Consider the following 17,162-nt stretch of genomic DNA (forward strand, 5'->3'; position numbering starts at 1 on the left):
CGCGCACCGCGCGCGTGCTGCGCTCCGTGCGCGGCTACCCGCCCCGTGCGAGGCAACAAGCCCGCACCACGCGACCAGCGCCGCACCAGCGCACCGCGCACGCCGCGCGCGCGCCGCGGCAACGGCACCCAGCGCCCGCCTACGCGCCCCGGGCCTCGAAGTAGGCGCCCGCTGCGATGTCCTCGAACAGCGTCGGCCCGGTCGGGGTCCAGTCGAACGCCTGCTGCGTCGCGTCGGACGTGGCTGACATCTCGAAGCCGAAGAACCGGCCGATGAACCCGAAGTGCGCGTCCGCGTCGGCTGGGTCGATCGACGTCACCGGCAGCCCGAGCCCGTCGCCGATGGCCTCGGCGATGGACCGCGTGGTCAGCGCCGGCTCCGCGACCACGTGCAGGCGGGTGCCGGCCGGAGCGCTCTCGAGTCCCAGTCGGACGATCCGCGCGGCGTCCGAGCGGTGCACGGCGGACCAGCGGTTCGTGCCGTCGCCGACGTAGCTGGAGACGCCCTGCTGCCGCGCGGCGGCGACGATCGCGGCGATGAAGCCGTGGTCCCCCATCCCGTGCACGGTCGGGGCGAAGCGTGCGGCGACGCTGCGGACACCGTCGGCCACGAAGTCGAACGCGCGGTTCTCGCTGCCGCCGCGCATGGCGTCCGGTCCGACGAACGGGCTCGGGTCCTGCTCGGTCGCGGGACGGTCCTGCGTCAGGCCGGCGATGCCCGACGCGACGACGAACGGCCGGTCGCTGCCCGCCAGGACCTCGCCCATCGCCTCGACCGCGGCGCGTTCGGCGGCGCTCGTGCCCGCGGCGTCCGACCAGTCGTGCTTGTTGGCGAGGTGCACGACGCCGTCGGACTCGGCGGCACCGCGACGCAGCGCGTCGAGGTCGTCGAGGTCCCCGCGCAGCGCGGTGGCGCCGGCCGTCTCGACACGGGCGGCGGCGGCGTCGGAGCGGACGAGCCCGGTGACCCGGTGTCCGGCGGCAACCAGGTCGTCGATGGTCGCTGAGCCGATCCAGCCGGAGGATCCGGTGACGAAGACGTGCATGGTGTGGTCCTTCCTGACGCGACGACCGTGCCGCGTGGTCCGAGGCGAGGTGATGTCACCCGCTGACATCACTGTAGCGCATGATGTCAGCCCCTGTCATCAGTAGACTCGACGCATGGTGCGATGGCAACCCGGCACACGGGAGCGACTGCAGGCGGTGTCCCTGCAGCTCTTCGCCGAGCAGGGGTTCGAGCAGACGACCGTCGCCGAGATCGCCGCCGCGGCCGAGGTCACCGAACGCACCTTCTTCCGGCACTTCGCCGACAAGCGCGAGGTGCTGTTCGCCGGGCAGGACGACTTCGTCGCGCTGTTCCTCGACCCGATCACGCAGGCACCCGAGGGAACGGCTCCGTTCGACCTCGTCGCGTCGGCACTCGAGCAGACCGGCTCGTACTTCCCCGACGAGCGCCGCGCGTGGTCCCGGATGCGCCAACCGATCATCGAGGCCGAACCGTCCCTGAGGGAACGCGAACTCGGCAAGCTCGCCATGCTCACGGTCCGGATCGGCGAGGCCCTCCGCGCGCGCGGCGTCCCCGAACCGGCGGCCACCCTGGCGGCAGAGACCGGCGTGACGGTGTTCGACCTGGCGTTCCGGCAGTGGATCGCACCCGGCGAGGAGCGCTCCCTCGCAGCCGTCACGCACGAGCGACTGGCCGCGTTGACGGAGCTCTTGCACCCCGGACACTGAGGTCGTTCATGGGCAGTCGGAGCATCCTCGAACGATGTCCTCGAGCACGCTGACCCAGCGCACGGCGGCCCCCGCTGCCGGTACTGCCCCGGCGACGCACGGGGCCGGTCGCCCCGCCGACCGCTCCCCGCTGGCGACCCGGGCCACCGCCCTCGACGGCCTGCGGACCGTCGCCATCGTCATCGTCATGCTCTACCACCTGCACGTCGCGGGCTTCGAGGGCGGGTTCATCGGCGTCACGGTCTTCTTCGTGCTGTCCGGGTTCCTCATCACCACGCTGCTGCTGGGCGAACACCGTCGGACGGGCACGATCCGGCTCGGGTCCTTCTGGCTGAAGCGGCTGCTCCGGCTCTACCCCGCCCTGCTCGTGATGGTCGCCGCGGGCCTGGCCCTCTGGTCGTGGGTCGGCGGGTACAAGGGCGCGTCGTTCTCCCCCGGCGAGGCCGCGTTCATCGCCCTGAGCTACACCGGCAACCTCTTCCGCTCGTTCTGGGACACCACGCAGGGCGTCTTCGCGCACACGTGGAGCCTGTCGATGGAGGAGCAGTTCTACCTGGTCTGGCCACCGGTCCTGGTGCCGCTCTTCGCGCTCCGCACCCGTCGGCGCGCGCTGATGGCGGGCCTCGGCGTCGTCATCGTGGGCGCATCGGTCGCGTCATGGGCCAGCTACCGCACGCCGAACGGCGGGGCGACGCCGGACGTGTACTTCTCCCCCGTGCTCGGGCTCGTGCCCCTGGCCACGGGCTGCCTACTCGCACTGCTCCTCGACGACGAGCGCGTCCGTGCGTGGGCCGCCGGGCTCGCCGGGCACCTCGGCACGTGGGTCGGCATCGGGCTGCTCGCCGCGGTGCAGTTCTGGATCGACGACGACTGGACGCAGCACGCGTGGACGTTCGGCCTGCTGCTACCCGCGACCGGGCTGGTCTCCGCGGCCCTGATCGGCGGGCTGGTCTCGGTCCGAAGCCCGCTCTCCGCCGCGCTCTCCTGGACCCCGATGGCGTGGTTCGGCCGTCGCGTGTCGTACTCGGCCTACCTCTGGCACCCCCTCGTGATCGCCCTGCTGGGCACGGTCGCGTCGAGCGCGTTCGGCGCGTGGGCCTGGGTGTGGCTGCTCGGCGCGGCGGTCCTGGTCGCCGTCGGCGCGGCCTACGCGGTCGAGGTGCCGGTCGAGAAGCTCCGCCGCCGCTTCCGGGAGGCCCGGCGCCTGTTGGCAGCGGAGCGTTCCGCCACGCAGACCCTCCGCTGAGGCGCGGGGCGCCGCACCCACCGGTTCCACCGCAGTGGTCCGCATCCGGCACTGCCGGCCGCGTCCGGCCCTGCCGTCCGTAGGCTCGGCCCGTGACCGTTGCGCGGACCGGAGTCCTGGTGGTCGGCGGCGGACCCGTCGGGGTGTTCCTCGGCGCGCTGCTGGCGCGCGCGGGTGTCGACGTCCAGGTGTGGGAACGGCGTGACACCGTCCCGTCCGGGTCCCGCGCGATCGGCATCCACCCGCCCTCGCTCGACGCGTTCGCCGCGGTCGACGCCGCCGTGCCGGTGCTCGCCGAGGCCACGCTCGTGCGCCGCGGTGTGGCGCGCAGCCGCGGCCGGACCCTCGGCACGCTGTCGTTCGGCGGCGTCTCCGACACCCATCCGTACGTCGTCACGCTCGACCAGCACCGCACCGAGCGGATCCTGCGCGAACGGCTCGAGTCCGCCGCGCCGGGGGCCCTGCGCCCCGGCACCACCGTCACCGCACTGCGGCGGCACCGGGACCACGTCGAGGCGGTCGGCATCGGCCCCGACGGCGGCGCGATCGAGCTGCGGGCGTCGTTCGTGGTCGGGGCTGACGGCGCCCGCAGCACCGTGCGGGACCTGCTCGGCATCGCCACGACCGGCCGCGAGTACCCGGACCGCTACGTGATGGGCGACTTCGCCGACCCCGAACCGCTCGCCGCGCGCTCCGACGCCCTGGTCGACGTGGGACCGGACGGCGTCGTCGAGGCGTTCCCGCTGCCCGACGGACGACGCCGCTACGTCACGCTGGCCGGCCGTGGTGCACCTGAGCACGACGAGGTCGATGCCGAGCGGCTGGCCGAGACCGTGCGCCGACGGACCGGAGCCGCCGTGGACCCGGCGTCGAACTCGATGCTGAGCGGCTTCCGGGTCCGCCGCCGCGAGGCCGTGCGGGTCGGCGTCGGGCGGGTCGTCCTGATCGGGGATGCCGCGCACGAGATCAGCCCCATCGGCGGGCAGGGCATGAACCTCGGCTGGCTCGACGCCGCCGAGCTCGCACCGCTGCTGGCCGAGGGCGTGCGGACCGGCTCGGCCGGGCCGTGGCCCGCGTACGCGGCACGACGCCAGGCCGTCGCACGTCGGGCGGCACGCCAGGCCGAGGCGAACATGGCACTCGGTGGGCGGGCCGTGGGGCCGGCGGTGCTGGGACGCGAGGTGCTGCTGCGGACGCTGTTGGGCCTCCCGTCCGCCGCGCTGCTCGCGCGCACCTACGCCATGCGCTGGTCCTAGCCCGCTGCAGCCGTCCGGACTACGCCACCAGGCGGGCTCCGGCCAGACCGAGCTCGACGACGAGGACCAGCGACGACGCGATGACCAGCCGGAACAGCGTGCGGGTCGGCGGGCCGGTCAGGACCAGGCGGATCCCGACGGCGGCGAGCACGACCACGGCGACCGTCCCGACCACCGCCAGGACGACGCCGGGGCCGCTGACCGGGTCGTCGCCGGTGAGCTGGCCGAACAGCACCAGGCCCGCGGCGACGACCAGCGCGCCGAACGCGACGACCCCGGCGGCGTGGAGCCCGAGCCGGTGCGGGAAGCCCCGGACACCCGTGGCGGCGTCGTCGACCAGGTCCGGCAGGACGTTCGTGCAGTGGATCGCGACGCCGAACACCGCGCCCGTGGCGATCGCCCACACGGCGGGCAGCTGCGCCTGGGGTCCGGCGGACACCGCGACGACCGGCAGCAGCCCGAAGGCGACGACGAACGGCGCCACCGACCAGACCGAGCGCTTCAGGCCGGCGTCGTAGGCCCAGCCGGCGCCGACGAGCACCAGGTGCGCGACCGCGGCCACCGGCCCGAGGAACAGCGACAGGACGACCGCGACGGCAGCGGTGCCGAACGCGGCGGTCCGGACGGCACGCTTCGACACCAGGCCCTGCGCGACGGGCTTGTCCGACCGCCCGACGGCCCGGTCGCGGTCGGCGTCGATCCAGTCGTTCGCCAGCCCGATCGACAGCTGCCCGGCGACCACGGTCAGTGCGACCAGGACGACCAGACCCACCGGGTGCCCGACCGCGGCGGCGATCACGGCGGCCAGGACGGTGACCGTGACGGTCGGGCCGGGGTGCGACGAGGCGAGGAGCAGGCGCACCGGGGACGACATGCCCCGAGCCTACGGACCGGCCGCGCGTCTGCGGACAGGCTGCGGGCTGCGGGCTGCGGTCGACCGACGGGCTGCGGACGACGGTGGTCAGGCGCGGTCGTGCAGCGTGACGTGGTAGCCGTCCGGGTCGGCGAAGGTGAACGTCCGGCCGAAGGGACCGTCGATCGGGTCGGCGACGACCGTGTGCCCGTCGGCGACCAGGGCGTCGTGGATCTCCTGCACCCCGGTGGCGTGCAGCCAGACCGCGGCACCGATCCCCGGCTGCGGCGTGCCGGCGATGTCGGTGCCCGCGACGACGTCGCGCAGGGCGAAGGCGATCGGCGTCGTCGAGAAGACGACCGCGTGGGGCGGCCCAGCCGGCGAGCGGACGAGACCGAGGTACTGCTCGTAGAACGCCTGTGACGCGTCGAGGTCGGTGACCTGCAGCGAGACGAAGTCGGGACCGGTGACCGGCATGGGATGCTCCTTCGGTATGTGTCAGTTGTCTGACACAGAGGACTGTATGTCAGACTACTGACATGAGTCAAGGCGACGATGCGATCGACCTCGAGACGTCGATGGGGTACCTGCTGAAGGAGGCCTCGAGTGCGTTGCGCACCGCGATGGAGGCCGCACTCCGGCCGCTCGGCATGACGGTCACGCACTACTCGTGCCTTGAGCTGCTCGCGCAGCGGCCGGGCCTGTCCAACTCGGAGCTGGCGCGCGGCGCCTTCGTCACCCGGCAGTCGATGAACGTGCTGCTGCAGACGCTCGAGCGGGACGGCGTGGTCTCGCGGGCGACGCGGGCTCCGGTCGGCAAGGCGCTGCCGACCGAGCTCACGGCGCAGGGCCGGCGTGACCTGGCTGCGGCGACCGCGGCGGTGCGCGGGGTGGAACTGCGGATGCTCGACGGCATGGAGGTCGACGAGCAGGTCGTGGCGACCCGGGCGCTCCGCAGCATGGTCCGGGCGCTGCGCGACAGCTGAGCACGCTGTGCCGACCGGCGGCATCCGGGCAGCGCTGTCTGGCCGCGGCATCCGGGCGCGACGACACCGGACGTCGTGGAGACTGGGGAACGTGTCAGTGACTGACGGAACCCAGAGGGCGCGGGACGAACTCGCCGCCCTGGTCCGAGACGGAGCAGGGCCGCTGGTGACCGCACCGGAAGCCGTGTCCCCACGCCGGGCGGCGGTGCTCATGCTCTTCGGCGTCCTCGACGACGTCCCGAGTGACCGCCCCGCCAGCCACGGCACGGTCGCGCGCGACCTCGACGTGCTGCTGCTCGCCCGCGCGACGACGCTGCGGGCACACCCCGGCCAGGTCGCCTTCCCGGGCGGTCGGGTCGATCCGGGTGACGCCGACACCACCGCCGCCGCGCTCCGTGAAGCGCACGAGGAGACCGGGCTCGACCCGGCGGGCGTCGAGGTGCTCGGCGCGATGCCGGCGGTCCCGCTGGCGTTCTCCCGGCACCTCGTCACGCCGGTGCTCGGGTGGTGGCGGCGCCCGAGCCCCGTGCGCGTCGTCGACGAGGCCGAGTCCGCCGCGGTCTTCCGTGCACCCGTCGCCGACCTGCTCGACCCCGCGCACCGCGGCGTCACGGTGCTGCGCCAGGACGGCCGCGAGTGGCGCGGACCGGCGTTCACGGTCGACACCGCCAGCGGCCAGCACGTCGTCTGGGGCTTCACCGCGTCGCTCCTCGACGCCCTGTTCACCCGCCTGGGGTGGGAGGAGTCGTGGGACCGCGAGCACGAGGTCCCGCTGCCGGAGTGAGTCCTCGGGCAGCGGTACGATCGGCGTCAGCGGGAACGGAGTCAGCATGACGAACCTCGATCCCCGACGCGGAGCCGGGCGTCGGACACGACACGACATCGAGAGCGTGGTCGACGCGCTGACGTCGCGGATGGACGGCAACGCCGCCGCGGTCCGTCGGGCAGTGCTGAGCGTGCTCCACAGCCGCGAGCAGCAGCACCTGGCCGAGATGGAGCTGCGGCGCGGCATCTTCGAGCTCGCCGACCTCGGGGTCGCCCCGCGCGACATCGCCCGGCTCGCCGGCATCTCGCAGCCCGAGGTCTCGCGCCGGCTCACCCGACGGGGCCTGACCGCGTCGCGCCCCTCGCCGCGCGAGGTCATCTCGCAGCGCCAGGCAGGCCTGATCGACTCCGACACCATGGTGCGGGAGCTCTCGACGATGGCGATGACGCACCGCATCCCCGCACGCGACTCCGGCTACGACAGCGCCGCCGCGCAGACCGGCACCGCGAAGGAGCTCGCCGCCGCGTTCCAGGACGGCCTGATCAGCGAGGGTGAGTACGAGACCGTCCGCAAGGCCATCGCCGGTCGTCTCGGCCGGGTCCACGGACGGTGAGTGACGAACCGGGCGACCGAGCCCTACGCGACCGCACGGCAGCCGACCTCGCCGCGTTCCTGCAGTCGGCGTGTCTCGACGACCCCTGGACCGAGGACCCCGCGGGCAGCACCCGCCTGCGGTACGCCCCGGACGGCTTCCTGTACACGGCCGAACGGCTGCGGCTGCACGAGGCGCTGCTCGCCGAGCACACGGCCCGCACACCGGCACCGTCGGACGACGGCACGCTCGCCGTCGTCGTCACCGCGGGCCCTCCGGGAGCGGGGAAGACGACGGCCCTGACCCGGATGCCCGAGCTCGACGACTACCGGCACATCGACGCGGACGACTTCAAGGACGCCCTGCTCGAACGGGCCACGGCCGACGGGCTGCTCGACGCCTGGACCGCCCGTGTCCTGGTGGACGGCGCTCCGGTGCGCCCGCGCGAGCTCGCGGCGTTCGTGCACGCCGAGTCCACCGCGGTCGCGGACACCCTGCGACGCCGGTCCCTGCGCGACGGCGAGAACGTCGTCGTGCACGGCACCCTGTCGAGCGTCGACTACCTCGACGACCTGCTGTCCGAGCTCGACGACGCCGGGTACGACCGGCTGCGGATCGTGGACGTCGAGGTGCCGTTCGAAGCCGCACTCGAGCAGGCGACCGCTCGGTGGTGGCAGGTGCGGCGGACCGACGATCCCCTGGGCGGACGCTTCGTCCCCGCCGCGGCCATCCGTCGGTACTACCCCGGCACCGGGCAGTCGCTCTGCCGCTCGAACGTGTCGGAGCTCGAGCGTCGGGCGGCCGACCTGGGGTGGGACGTCAGCGTCGAGCGGATCGGCTGACCGCGGCGGTCGGTGCAGCGGCCGCCGCATCCGCGACGGAACCAGCCACGGCCGTCCGACGTCGCAGCAGCAGCCCGGACGCCAGCGCGATCCCGACCAGGATCACCACCCCGCCCACCGGTTCGTTCCAGCGCACCCGCTCCCCCAGCACCAGGACGCCGAGCACCACCCCGACCACGGGCGTCAGGTAGGTGACGGTCGACGCACGAGCGGCGCCCCAGGCCTGCACGAGCCCCGTGTTCCACATGTAGGCCAGCCCGGTGCCGACGCAACCGAGTCCCAGCATGGCGGCCACGATCCTCCAGTCCAGATGCATCGGCGCGGTCGCCGTGACAGGCGCGACCAACAGCATCAGCCCGGCGGCCAGCGTCAGCTGGACGGTGGTGAGCGTGACGGCGTCGTGGCCACTGCCCGCGACGAACCGGCGCATGTAGGCCAGTCCGAAGCCGTAGCAGGCGGTCATGCCGAGCAGCGCGACCTGGGCGGGGACCGTGGCCAGCACCGCCGGGTCGCCGATCAGGTCCCACGGCCCGACCAGCACGAGCACCCCGACGATCCCGGTCAGGACACCGACGAGCTGCCGTCCGCGCAACCGCTCCGCGGGCAGCAGCAGCGGCATCGCGAGCAGCACCATGATCGGCGTCGTCGCGTTGTAGATGCTCGCCAGACCGCTCGGCACGGTCTGCTCCGCCCATGCGACGAGCGACGACGGCACCGCGTTCAGGAACACCGCGAGGACGAGCAGGTGGCCCCACAGCGCCTTCGACCGCGGCCACCGACGGCGTGTCGCGAGCAGGATCACGAGCAGCGTCAGCGCCCCGAGCAGCACGCGTCCGAGGGCGACCTGCTGCGGGGACAGTCCCTCGAGACCGATCTTCATGAAGAGGAAGCTCGATCCCCAGGTCAGCGCCACGAGGACGAACAGGATGCCGTTCATGCCGCTAGTGTCGAGCCACCCGGGCCCATGAGGCAAACGCATCGGGTTCATGCCCCCATGAGGAGTCCACATGCCCGTCACGATCGCCCAGCTCCGCGCCCTCGTCACCACCGTCGACAGCGGCTCGTTCACCGCCGCGGCACGCGCGCTCGGCGTCGGCCAGTCGGCCGTGTCGCACGCCGTCGCCGGCCTGGAGCGGGAGCTCGGCGGACCGGTCCTGTTGCGCGGCACGGCCGCGGCCCCCACCCCGCTCGGGGAGCGACTGCTCGGTCACGCCCGCAGCGCGATCGCCTCGGTCGACGCCCTGGAGGCGGTGGTGCGGCCCGGCACGGCGCGCGGCACCGTGCGTCTGGCCGCCGTCCCCACCGTCTGCCAGGGGCTGCTGCCGCGGCTCCGCGCACTGTGGGCCGTGACGCTGCCCGACGTCGACGTGCAGGTCTACGAGGGCGACGACGACGAGATGCCCGAGTGGCTCGAGGCCGGCACGGTGGACGCCGCGGTCCTGGTCGACCCGGCGTCGGTGCCGTCCGGCGCGGTGGTCGTCGCGACCGACGAGATGGCCGCCGTCGTGCGTCGCGACCACCCGCTCGCCGATTCCGCTGCCCTGACGCTCGACGACCTGCACGAGGACGGCCTGGTCGCGGGCGGCGGGGGCTGCGAGTACCAGATCCAGCGGATGCACGAGATCGCCGGGCAGCCGTTCCGCTACGCCCACCGCGTGCGTGAGATGAGCACGATGTTCGGGATGATCCAGCGCGGCGAGGGGGTGTCGATCGTGCCGACGCTCGGGCGGGTGATGCTGCCGGACGACCTGGTGATGGTCCCGACGCTCCCCCGGCTCGAGCGCACGCTGGTGTTGAGCGGGCCGTCCTCGCGGCCGTGGTCCCCGCTGACCAGGGCGCTCGTCGCCGCGGTCTGAACGGCGGCGTCGGCTCACTCCGGGCATCGTCCGGGTTGGATGGGGTGATGCCCGAGACCTACGTCAAGACCTTCACCGACCCGAACGAGGCCGCTGCCGAGGCTGCCGGCCTGGAGTGGCTCGCCGAGGCCGAGGACGCCGGCGGCACCCGCATCGCCCGGGTGCTCGGTCGACCGCGGCCGACGGTCCTCGAGCTCGAGTTCGTCTCCGACACCGCACCGACGGCGGCCCAGGCGGAACGCTTCGGCCGGTCCCTTGCGCACACCCACGCCGCCGGAGCAGCGCACTGGGGCGTGCCGTCGCCGGGGTACCCGGCGAACGGGCCGATGCGGATGGGCCGATCCCGCACGCCGTTCGTGCCCGCGTCCGAGGCGCCCACGACCTGGGGCGAGTTCTTCGCCGAGTACCGGATCCGGGACTTCGTGCAGCGCATCGTCGACGCCGGCGGCTACGACGGCTCCGAGGCGGCGGTGTTCGAGCGGGTGTGCGACCGACTCGAGGACGGCACCCTCGGCTCCCCGCAGCCCGCGCTCGTCGGGGACGGCCCCGCGCGGCTGCACGGCGACCTCTGGGCCGGGAACGTGCTGTGGCCGCGTGACCATTCCGAGCCGACCGGGGCCGTGCTCATCGACGCGACGCCGCACGGCGGGCACGCCGAGACGGACCTGGCGCTGCTGGCGCTGTTCGGGCTGCCGCGGCTCGAGACCGTGCTGGCGGCGTACGACGCCGAGTCCCGGCTGGCAGCGGGGTGGCAGGAGCGCGTCGAGCTGCACCAGCTGGCGCCGCTGCTGTTGCACGTGGTGCTGTTCGGCGGCTCGTACACCGACGCCGCACTCCGGGTCGCCCGCCGGTACGCCTGACGGGAGGTTGCGCCTCGGTGCGAGGTTGATCGCCCGGTGCCAGGAAACAACCGCGCACCATCCGGCCAAGGTCGCACGACACGGGTCGGGCGGCGAACGCGAGCACTCCGGCGCAGCTCCTTAGGCAGGCCACAGGTGGCACATGGGCCCGTTCGGGGAACGCCCCGGAGGCTCACTGCCATGACCACGTACCCGATCCCCGTGACCGACCGTCGCGACCGTGCGCACCCGGGAGCGCCCACGCGTCGCCGAGCCGTCCCCCGGCTCTTCCTCGGCGAGCGCACCGACGCCCGCTGGCTCCGCCCGGCGTTCTGGCTGCTGCTCGTCGTCACCGCCGTCGTGTACTGCTGGGACCTCAGCATGTCCGGGTACGCGAACAGCTTCTACGCGGCCGCCGTGCAGGCCGGCACGAAGTCGTGGGAGGCGTTCTTCTTCGGCTCGCTCGACTCGTCGAACTTCATCACGGTGGACAAGCCCCCCGCGTCGCTGTGGGTGATGGTGCTCTCCGCCCGGCTGTTCGGATTCTCGAGCACCAGCCTGCTGCTCCCCCAGGCGCTGATGGCCGTCGGGTCGGTCGCGCTGGTGTGGGGCACGGTCCGGCGGACCCTGGCGCGCCTCGGGTCGACGACCGCGAACGTCGGGGCGCTGCTCGCCGGGTTCGTCGTCGCGGCCACCCCGGCGGCGGCGCTGATGTTCCGGTTCGACAACCCGGACGCACTGCTGGTGCTGCTGATGACCGCCGGGGCGTACTGCACCGTGCGGGCACTCCCCCGCGGCAGCTGGCGGTGGATCGCGCTCGCCGGTGTCGCCCTCGGGTTCGCGTTCCTGACGAAGATGCTGCAGGGACTGCTCGTCCTGCCCGCGTTCGGCCTGGTGTACCTGGTCGCCGCCCGCACCACCGTGCCGAAGCGCATCGTCGGACTGCTGGTCGCCGCCGCGTCGCTCGTCGTCTCGGCGGGGTGGTGGGTCGTCGCGGTGTGGCTGTGGCCCGCCGACGCCCGCCCGTACATCGGCGGATCCACGAACAACACCGTGCTCGACCTGGTGTTCGGCTACAACGGCCTGGGTCGGATCTTCGGCGGCTCGGGCAACGGCGGCGGGGGTCGTGGCGCGACCGGCACCGCAGGCTCGTCCTTCGGCGGGTCGACCGGTCTCGACCGCCTGTTCTCGTCCGAGATGGGCCTGGAGATCTCGTGGCTGCTGCCCGCCGCACTGATCGCGCTCGTCCTCGGCCTGGTCGTCGTCGGACGACGTCACGTGGCTGACCCGGCACGCGCGGGTCTGGTCCTCTGGGGCGGCTGGCTGCTGGTCACCGGCCTGGTGTTCTCGTACATGTCCGGCACGATCCACCCGTACTACACGGTCGCGCTCGTCCCGGCGATCGCGGGCCTGGTCGGCACCGGCGGCGCCCTGCTCTGGCGGGCCCGCAACCGGATGACCGGTCGCCTCGGTCTGGCCGCCATGGTGGGCAGCACGGCCTTCTGGGGCTGGTGCCTGCTCAACGAGAACCCGACCTGGCTGCCGTGGCTGCGATGGGTGATGCTCGCCGGTGGCCTGCTGTCCGCCGTCGCGATCGTCGTGGGGAGCGTCCCGTCCCTCCGCAAGCTCGTCACCGTCGGTGTGCTGGCCGGCACCCTGTTCGGGCTCACCGGCACCACCGCCTACGCGTTCGCCACCACCACGGTGGCGCACTCCGGTTCGATCCCGAGCGTCGGTCCGTCGGGATCCTCCGGTGGCGGGATGGGCGGCGGCCGGATGCCGGGAGGCTCGGGGGGCCCCGGCGCATCGGCCTCCGGTACCGAGAGCGACGGCTCCGACAGCGGCACCCAGCAGGGTCCCGGCGGCACACCGCCGGACGGCGGGACCCCGCCCAGCGGGACCTCCGGTGAGGTGCCGGATGGCACCGACGGCGAGGCACCCGGCACCGGGACCTCCGGGACGGAGTCGGGGACGGGCCTCCCGTCCGGTGGTGGCGACCAGGCGACCGACGGTGGCGGCATGGGCGGTGGCAGCGCGACGACCTCGACCGCGCTGACCAAGCTGCTCGCGCAGACCGACACGACGTGGGCCGCTGCGGTGGACGGCTCGCAGTCCGCCGCGCAGCTGGAACTCGACAGCAACACCCCGGTGATGGCGATCGGTGGCTGGTCGAGCGACCCGACCCCGACGCTGGCCGAGTTCAAGGCCTCCGTTGCCGAGGGCAAGATCGCGTACTACATCGCCTCGGGCAACGGCGGCGGGATGGGTGGCGGGTCCTCCACGGCGTCGGCGATCACGGAGTGGGTGGCAGCGAACTACTCGTCGACGACCGTCGGTGGCCAGACCGTCTACGACCTGACCACCGCGAAGTAGGCTCGGCGCGATGTCCGACCAGCCGCTCCAGCGCACCGACGGCTCACCCGTCCGTGCTCTCGTCGTCGACGACGAGCACGCGCTGGCCGACGCCGTCCGCCAGGCGTTCGCGGCGGACGGCTGGTCGGTGCGTGCTGTGCACCGCGGTCGGGACGTGCTGTTCGCGGCCCGGGAGTTCCAGCCCGACGTCATCGTGCTCGACGTGCTGCTGCCGGACATCGACGGCTTCCAGGTGCTCGAGCGGCTGCGGGATGCGCGGGACGACGTCCGCGTGCTGTTCCTGACCGCCCGGGACTCGTCCGAGGACCGGTTGGCCGGCCTGACCCGCGGCGGCGACGACTACCTGACCAAGCCGTTCGGGGTCGCCGAGCTGCTGGTCCGGGCGCGGATCCTGGCCCGGACCTCGGCCCGCGTGGCGGCGACCGCCCCCGTGGGGATCACCGTCGGCGACCTGGTGCTCAACGAAGACTCCCGGACCGTGACCCGGGGCGGCGAGGCGATCGAGCTGACCCCGACCGAGTTCGAGCTGCTGCGCCACCTGGCGCGGAACGCGAACCGCGTGCTGTCGCGGGAGCACCTGCTGGCGAACGTCTGGGGCATGGACTTCGGGTCGTCGTCCAACCTGGTCGACATGTACGTTTCGTACCTGCGCCGGAAGATCGACGCCGGACGGTCTCCCCTGGTGCAGACCGTGCGCGGCGCCGGGTACGTGCTGCGGCCGGTGTCGTGAGTCGGTTCGGCTCGTCGGCCCGGTCGCGGGTGCCGTCGCTGCGGTGGCGGATCGTCGGCGCGGTGGCGCTGCTGCTCGTGCTGACGAACGTCGTGGTGGGCGTCGTCACCGTGGTGGCCTACCGGGGGTACCTGGTCGGGCGGCTCGACGCGGAGCTGGCGACTGCCACGAGCCGGACGCTCGGGCCCGGCGACGGACAGCCGCCGCCCGGGTCCGGGTCCGGGTCGTCCTCGGACCGCCCAGATCCGGGGAACGCCTTCATCGGTGCCCCGGGGCAGTCGGCCGACACCGTCGTGGCGATCTTCCGCGGGAGCAGCACCGTGCTCGCCGGGTACACGGACGCGAAGGGACAGCAGCACGGGCTGAGCGCCGCGCAGGAGCGGACCCTGGCGACCGTCGCCACGGACGGCCAGCCCGTGACGGTGTCGCTCGGGTCGCTCGGGACCTACCGGGCCGAAGCCGTCGGCTCGGACGGCGACGTCTTCGTGACGGCACTGCCCCTCGACGACCAACGCGCCTCGATCGTGCGGCTCGTCGTGGTGATCGGCAGCGTGACCCTGGTCGGGTTGCTCGTGGCGGTCTGGGCGGGGGCGATGCTCGTGCGCCGCTCGTTGCGCCCGCTCGAGCACGTCGCCGCTGTGGCGTCGAGCGTCACCTCGCTCGACCTCGAGCGGGGCGACACCGACATCGACGTCCGGGTCGCGCCACTGGACCTGGTCGCGAACCGGGAGGTCGGCGCCGTCGGCACCGCATTGAACCGGCTGCTCGGGCACGTCGGTCGCGCGCTCACCGTCCGTCGCGACGCCGAGGCCGGCATGCGCACCTTCGTCGCGGACGCATCGCACGAGCTCCGGACGCCGATCGCCACCGTGCGCGCCTACGCCGAGCTGTCGTCGAGCACCACCGACGTCGACGCCATCCACCGCGACGTCGACCGCATCCGGCTCGAGTCCCTGCGGATGGGCGCCCTGGTCGACGAGCTGCTGCTGCTGGCGCGACTCGACTCGGCGGCGCTCGTGGCCGCCCCGGGGCCCGTCGCCGCCGAACCGGTCGACCTGACGTCCGTCGTCGTCGAGGCCACCATGGACGCCCGCACCACCGCGGCCGACCACCGGTGGACGCTGCAGGTCGACGACGAGCCGATCGTGGTCCCCGGCGACGACGTGCAGCTCCGACGCGCGGTCACGAACCTGCTCGCCAATGCGCGGACGCACACCCCCGCTGGCACCGCCGTGGTCGTCTCGCTGCAGCGGGCCGCTGACGGGATCCGGTTCGTGGTGACGAACGACGGCCCGACCATCCCCGAGGACGCGCTGCCCACGCTGTTCGACCGGTTCACCCGTGGCGAGGCCTCGCGCTCCCGCGAGTCCGGGACGAGCGGGCTCGGGCTGGCGATCGTGCGCGCGGTGGTCGAGGCCCACGGTGGCTCCGTGCGGGTGGCCTCCGAGCCGGGCCGGACCGCGTTCACGGTGACCCTCCCCGCGTAGCGCGGGCGGCACCGGTCCCGTGGACCGCGGGACGGGAGGCCCGCGGCGGGCCCGCACCGAGCCTCCCGTCCGGCAGGCCCTCGTCTGCAGTCGCCGCGGTGCGTGGTCGGGGCCCCGTCGTGCCCGGATGCGCCGACGGGTCGCGTCCCGTCGCTCGGCGTCGGGCACCGGTTCTTACCGTGGCCACAGGAGGGTGCTCCGGTCCCCATCGCCGCGCTGCCGAACCTGAGCAGCATGACGGAGACGAACCAGCCCCTCGACATCGACATCGTCGTCCCCTGCCACGACGAGCAGGACACCCTCGCCGCGCACGTCCGACGCCTGCACGACTTCTGCCGCACCTCGCTGCAGCACACGTGGCGCATCACCATCGCCGACAACGCCTCGACCGACGACACCGCGAGCATCGCCGACGACCTCGCCGCGATGCTCGACGGGGTCCACGCCGTGCATCTGCCGGAGAAGGGTCGCGGACGCGCGCTGAAGGCGGTGTGGAGCGCGTCCCCTGCCCGCGTGCTGGTGTACCTCGACGAAGACCTGTCCACGGACCTCGCCGCGCTCGACCCCCTCGTCGCCCCGCTGCTCTCGGGTCACTCCGACGTCGCGATCGGCACCCGTCTGGCCGGGTCCTCCCGGGTCGTCCGCGGCGGGAAGCGCGAGTTCATCTCCCGCTCGTACAACCTGCTGCTCCGGAGCACGATGGGGGTGTCGTTCAGCGACGCCCAGTGCGGCTTCAAGGCCGTGACCAGCGCGGCGGCGGAGCACCTGCTGCCGCTCTGCGAGGACGACGCGTGGTTCTTCGACACCGAGCTGCTCGTCCTCGCCGAGCACGCGGGGCTGCGCATCCACGAGGTACCGGTGGACTGGGTGGACGACGTGGACTCGTCGGTGCACATCGCCTCGACCGCGACCGAGGACCTCAAGGGGATGTGGCGGGTCTCGCGCGGGCTCGCCACCGGGCGGATCCCGATCGCACCGGTCTACGAGTCGATCGGACGGCGGCCGTTCGCGACCCCGCACGTCGGGATCCTCGGGCAGGTCCTGCGGTTCGGCGCGATCGGCGTCGTGTCGACCATCGCCTTCGCGCTGCTGTACGCGCTCCTCCGCCCCGTCCTCGGCGCGCAGACGGCTGACTTCCTCGCGCTGCTCGTGACGGCGGTCGGCAACACGGCCCTCAACCGACGCTTCACCTTCGGCATGCGTGGTCGTGCTGGCGCCGGACGACACCAGGTGCAGGGGCTGGTCGTGTTCGGGATCGCCTGGGCCATCACCTCGGGAGCCCTCGTCGTCCTGCACGCGACGACGCCGGACGCGTCCCACGGGGCGGAGATCGCCGTCCTGACGGGTGCGAACCTGTTCGCGACGCTGGTGCGCTTCGTGCTGTTCAAGGCCTGGGTGTTCCGGGCTCGTCGTCGGCCCGAACTCATCCGCCCCGGCACGACCCCGGCCACCTCGGCGGCGACGACGGAGGCGCTGCCCGTGCACGACGACGCAGCCCGGTGACCAGGTCGGGCACGTGCGCGTGAGCACGGTGCGAGCCTCGTGGGCACGTGCGCGTGAGCACGGTGCGAGCTTCGTGGGCACGTGCGCGTGAGCACGGTGC

General features: G+C 73.5%; 17 protein-coding genes. 13 read left to right on the plus strand and 4 right to left on the minus strand.

Annotated elements, in window-relative coordinates; genetic code table 11:
- Window positions 1-139: 139 nt before the first annotated feature.
- Window positions 140-1,045, minus strand: coding sequence for an SDR family oxidoreductase (locus ASG04_RS02630; protein WP_056119757.1), 906 nt, complete (start codon window positions 1,043-1,045; stop codon window positions 140-142).
- Window positions 1,046-1,160: 115 nt separating this feature from the next.
- Between ASG04_RS02630 and ASG04_RS02635 the strand changes: the two genes are divergently transcribed.
- From ASG04_RS02635 to ASG04_RS02645, 3 genes are all read left to right on the plus strand, one after another.
- Window positions 1,161-1,733: a TetR/AcrR family transcriptional regulator gene (locus tag ASG04_RS02635; protein WP_056119760.1), complete on the plus strand. Its 573-nt coding sequence runs from the start codon at window positions 1,161-1,163 to the stop codon at window positions 1,731-1,733.
- Between the two features lie 34 nt (window positions 1,734-1,767).
- A complete protein-coding gene (locus ASG04_RS02640) occupies window positions 1,768-2,979 on the plus strand; it encodes an acyltransferase family protein (protein ID WP_056119764.1) in 1,212 nt (403 codons plus the stop codon).
- Window positions 2,980-3,071: 92 nt separating this feature from the next.
- A complete protein-coding gene (locus ASG04_RS02645) occupies window positions 3,072-4,235 on the plus strand; it encodes an FAD-dependent monooxygenase (RefSeq protein ID WP_235515408.1) in 1,164 nt (387 codons plus the stop codon).
- A 19-nt stretch (window positions 4,236-4,254) separates the two neighbouring features.
- Here ASG04_RS02645 and ASG04_RS02650 read toward each other — a convergent pair whose 3' ends face one another.
- Both ASG04_RS02650 and ASG04_RS02655 read right to left on the minus strand, forming a co-directional pair.
- The gene (locus tag ASG04_RS02650; protein ID WP_056119768.1) at window positions 4,255-5,109 is read right to left on the minus strand and encodes a UbiA family prenyltransferase; all 855 of its coding nucleotides are present in this window, start codon (window positions 5,107-5,109) and stop codon (window positions 4,255-4,257) included.
- An 87-nt stretch (window positions 5,110-5,196) separates the two neighbouring features.
- On the minus strand, window positions 5,197-5,565 hold the full coding sequence (locus ASG04_RS02655) for a VOC family protein (protein WP_056119771.1): 369 nt from the start codon (window positions 5,563-5,565) through the stop codon (window positions 5,197-5,199).
- Between the two features lie 62 nt (window positions 5,566-5,627).
- Between ASG04_RS02655 and ASG04_RS02660 the strand changes: the two genes are divergently transcribed.
- From ASG04_RS02660 to ASG04_RS02675, 4 genes are all read left to right on the plus strand, one after another.
- Window positions 5,628-6,074, plus strand: a complete 447-nt coding sequence (locus ASG04_RS02660) for a MarR family winged helix-turn-helix transcriptional regulator (RefSeq protein WP_056119773.1) — start codon at window positions 5,628-5,630, stop codon at window positions 6,072-6,074.
- A gap of 166 nt (window positions 6,075-6,240) precedes the next feature.
- On the plus strand, window positions 6,241-6,858 hold the full coding sequence (locus tag ASG04_RS02665) for an NUDIX hydrolase (protein WP_414835813.1): 618 nt from the start codon (window positions 6,241-6,243) through the stop codon (window positions 6,856-6,858).
- 46 nt (window positions 6,859-6,904) lie between these two features.
- Window positions 6,905-7,453 carry a hypothetical protein gene (locus tag ASG04_RS02670; protein ID WP_056119780.1) on the plus strand — a complete coding sequence of 183 codons (549 nt, stop codon included), beginning with the start codon at window positions 6,905-6,907 and terminating at the stop codon, window positions 7,451-7,453.
- Window positions 7,450-8,274, plus strand: a complete 825-nt coding sequence (locus tag ASG04_RS02675) for a zeta toxin family protein (protein WP_056119783.1) — start codon at window positions 7,450-7,452, stop codon at window positions 8,272-8,274. Before ASG04_RS02670 ends, ASG04_RS02675 begins: the two co-directional genes overlap by 4 nt.
- On the opposite strand, the gene ASG04_RS02680 is transcribed toward ASG04_RS02675, so the two are convergent.
- Window positions 8,252-9,211: a DMT family transporter gene (locus ASG04_RS02680; RefSeq protein ID WP_056119786.1), complete on the minus strand. Its 960-nt coding sequence runs from the start codon at window positions 9,209-9,211 to the stop codon at window positions 8,252-8,254. The two genes, ASG04_RS02675 and ASG04_RS02680, sit on opposite strands and share 23 nt — an antisense overlap.
- Before the next feature lie 70 nt (window positions 9,212-9,281).
- On the opposite strand from ASG04_RS02680, the gene ASG04_RS02685 reads away from it, so the two are divergent.
- The 6 genes from ASG04_RS02685 (at window position 9,282) to ASG04_RS02710 (ending at window position 17,062) form a co-directional block, all read left to right on the plus strand.
- Window positions 9,282-10,130, plus strand: coding sequence for a LysR family transcriptional regulator (locus ASG04_RS02685; RefSeq protein WP_056119787.1), 849 nt, complete (start codon window positions 9,282-9,284; stop codon window positions 10,128-10,130).
- Between the two features lie 47 nt (window positions 10,131-10,177).
- Window positions 10,178-10,990: a fructosamine kinase family protein gene (locus ASG04_RS02690; RefSeq protein ID WP_056119793.1), complete on the plus strand. Its 813-nt coding sequence runs from the start codon at window positions 10,178-10,180 to the stop codon at window positions 10,988-10,990.
- A gap of 180 nt (window positions 10,991-11,170) precedes the next feature.
- A complete protein-coding gene (locus ASG04_RS02695; RefSeq protein ID WP_082517744.1) occupies window positions 11,171-13,342 on the plus strand; it encodes an ArnT family glycosyltransferase in 2,172 nt (723 codons plus the stop codon).
- A gap of 10 nt (window positions 13,343-13,352) precedes the next feature.
- Window positions 13,353-14,072 (plus strand): response regulator transcription factor, encoded by a 720-nt coding sequence (locus ASG04_RS02700; RefSeq protein ID WP_056119795.1) that lies wholly within the window; start codon window positions 13,353-13,355, stop codon window positions 14,070-14,072.
- Window positions 14,069-15,559, plus strand: a complete 1,491-nt coding sequence (locus tag ASG04_RS02705) for a sensor histidine kinase (protein ID WP_056119798.1) — start codon at window positions 14,069-14,071, stop codon at window positions 15,557-15,559. Before ASG04_RS02700 ends, ASG04_RS02705 begins: the two co-directional genes overlap by 4 nt.
- Window positions 15,560-15,793: 234 nt before the next feature.
- Window positions 15,794-17,062, plus strand: a complete 1,269-nt coding sequence (locus ASG04_RS02710; protein ID WP_056120263.1) for a glycosyltransferase — start codon at window positions 15,794-15,796, stop codon at window positions 17,060-17,062.
- Window positions 17,063-17,162: the final 100 nt, after the last annotated feature.

This window comes from Curtobacterium sp. Leaf183 (assembly GCF_001424385.1).
GTDB lineage: Bacteria > Actinomycetota > Actinomycetes > Actinomycetales > Microbacteriaceae > Curtobacterium.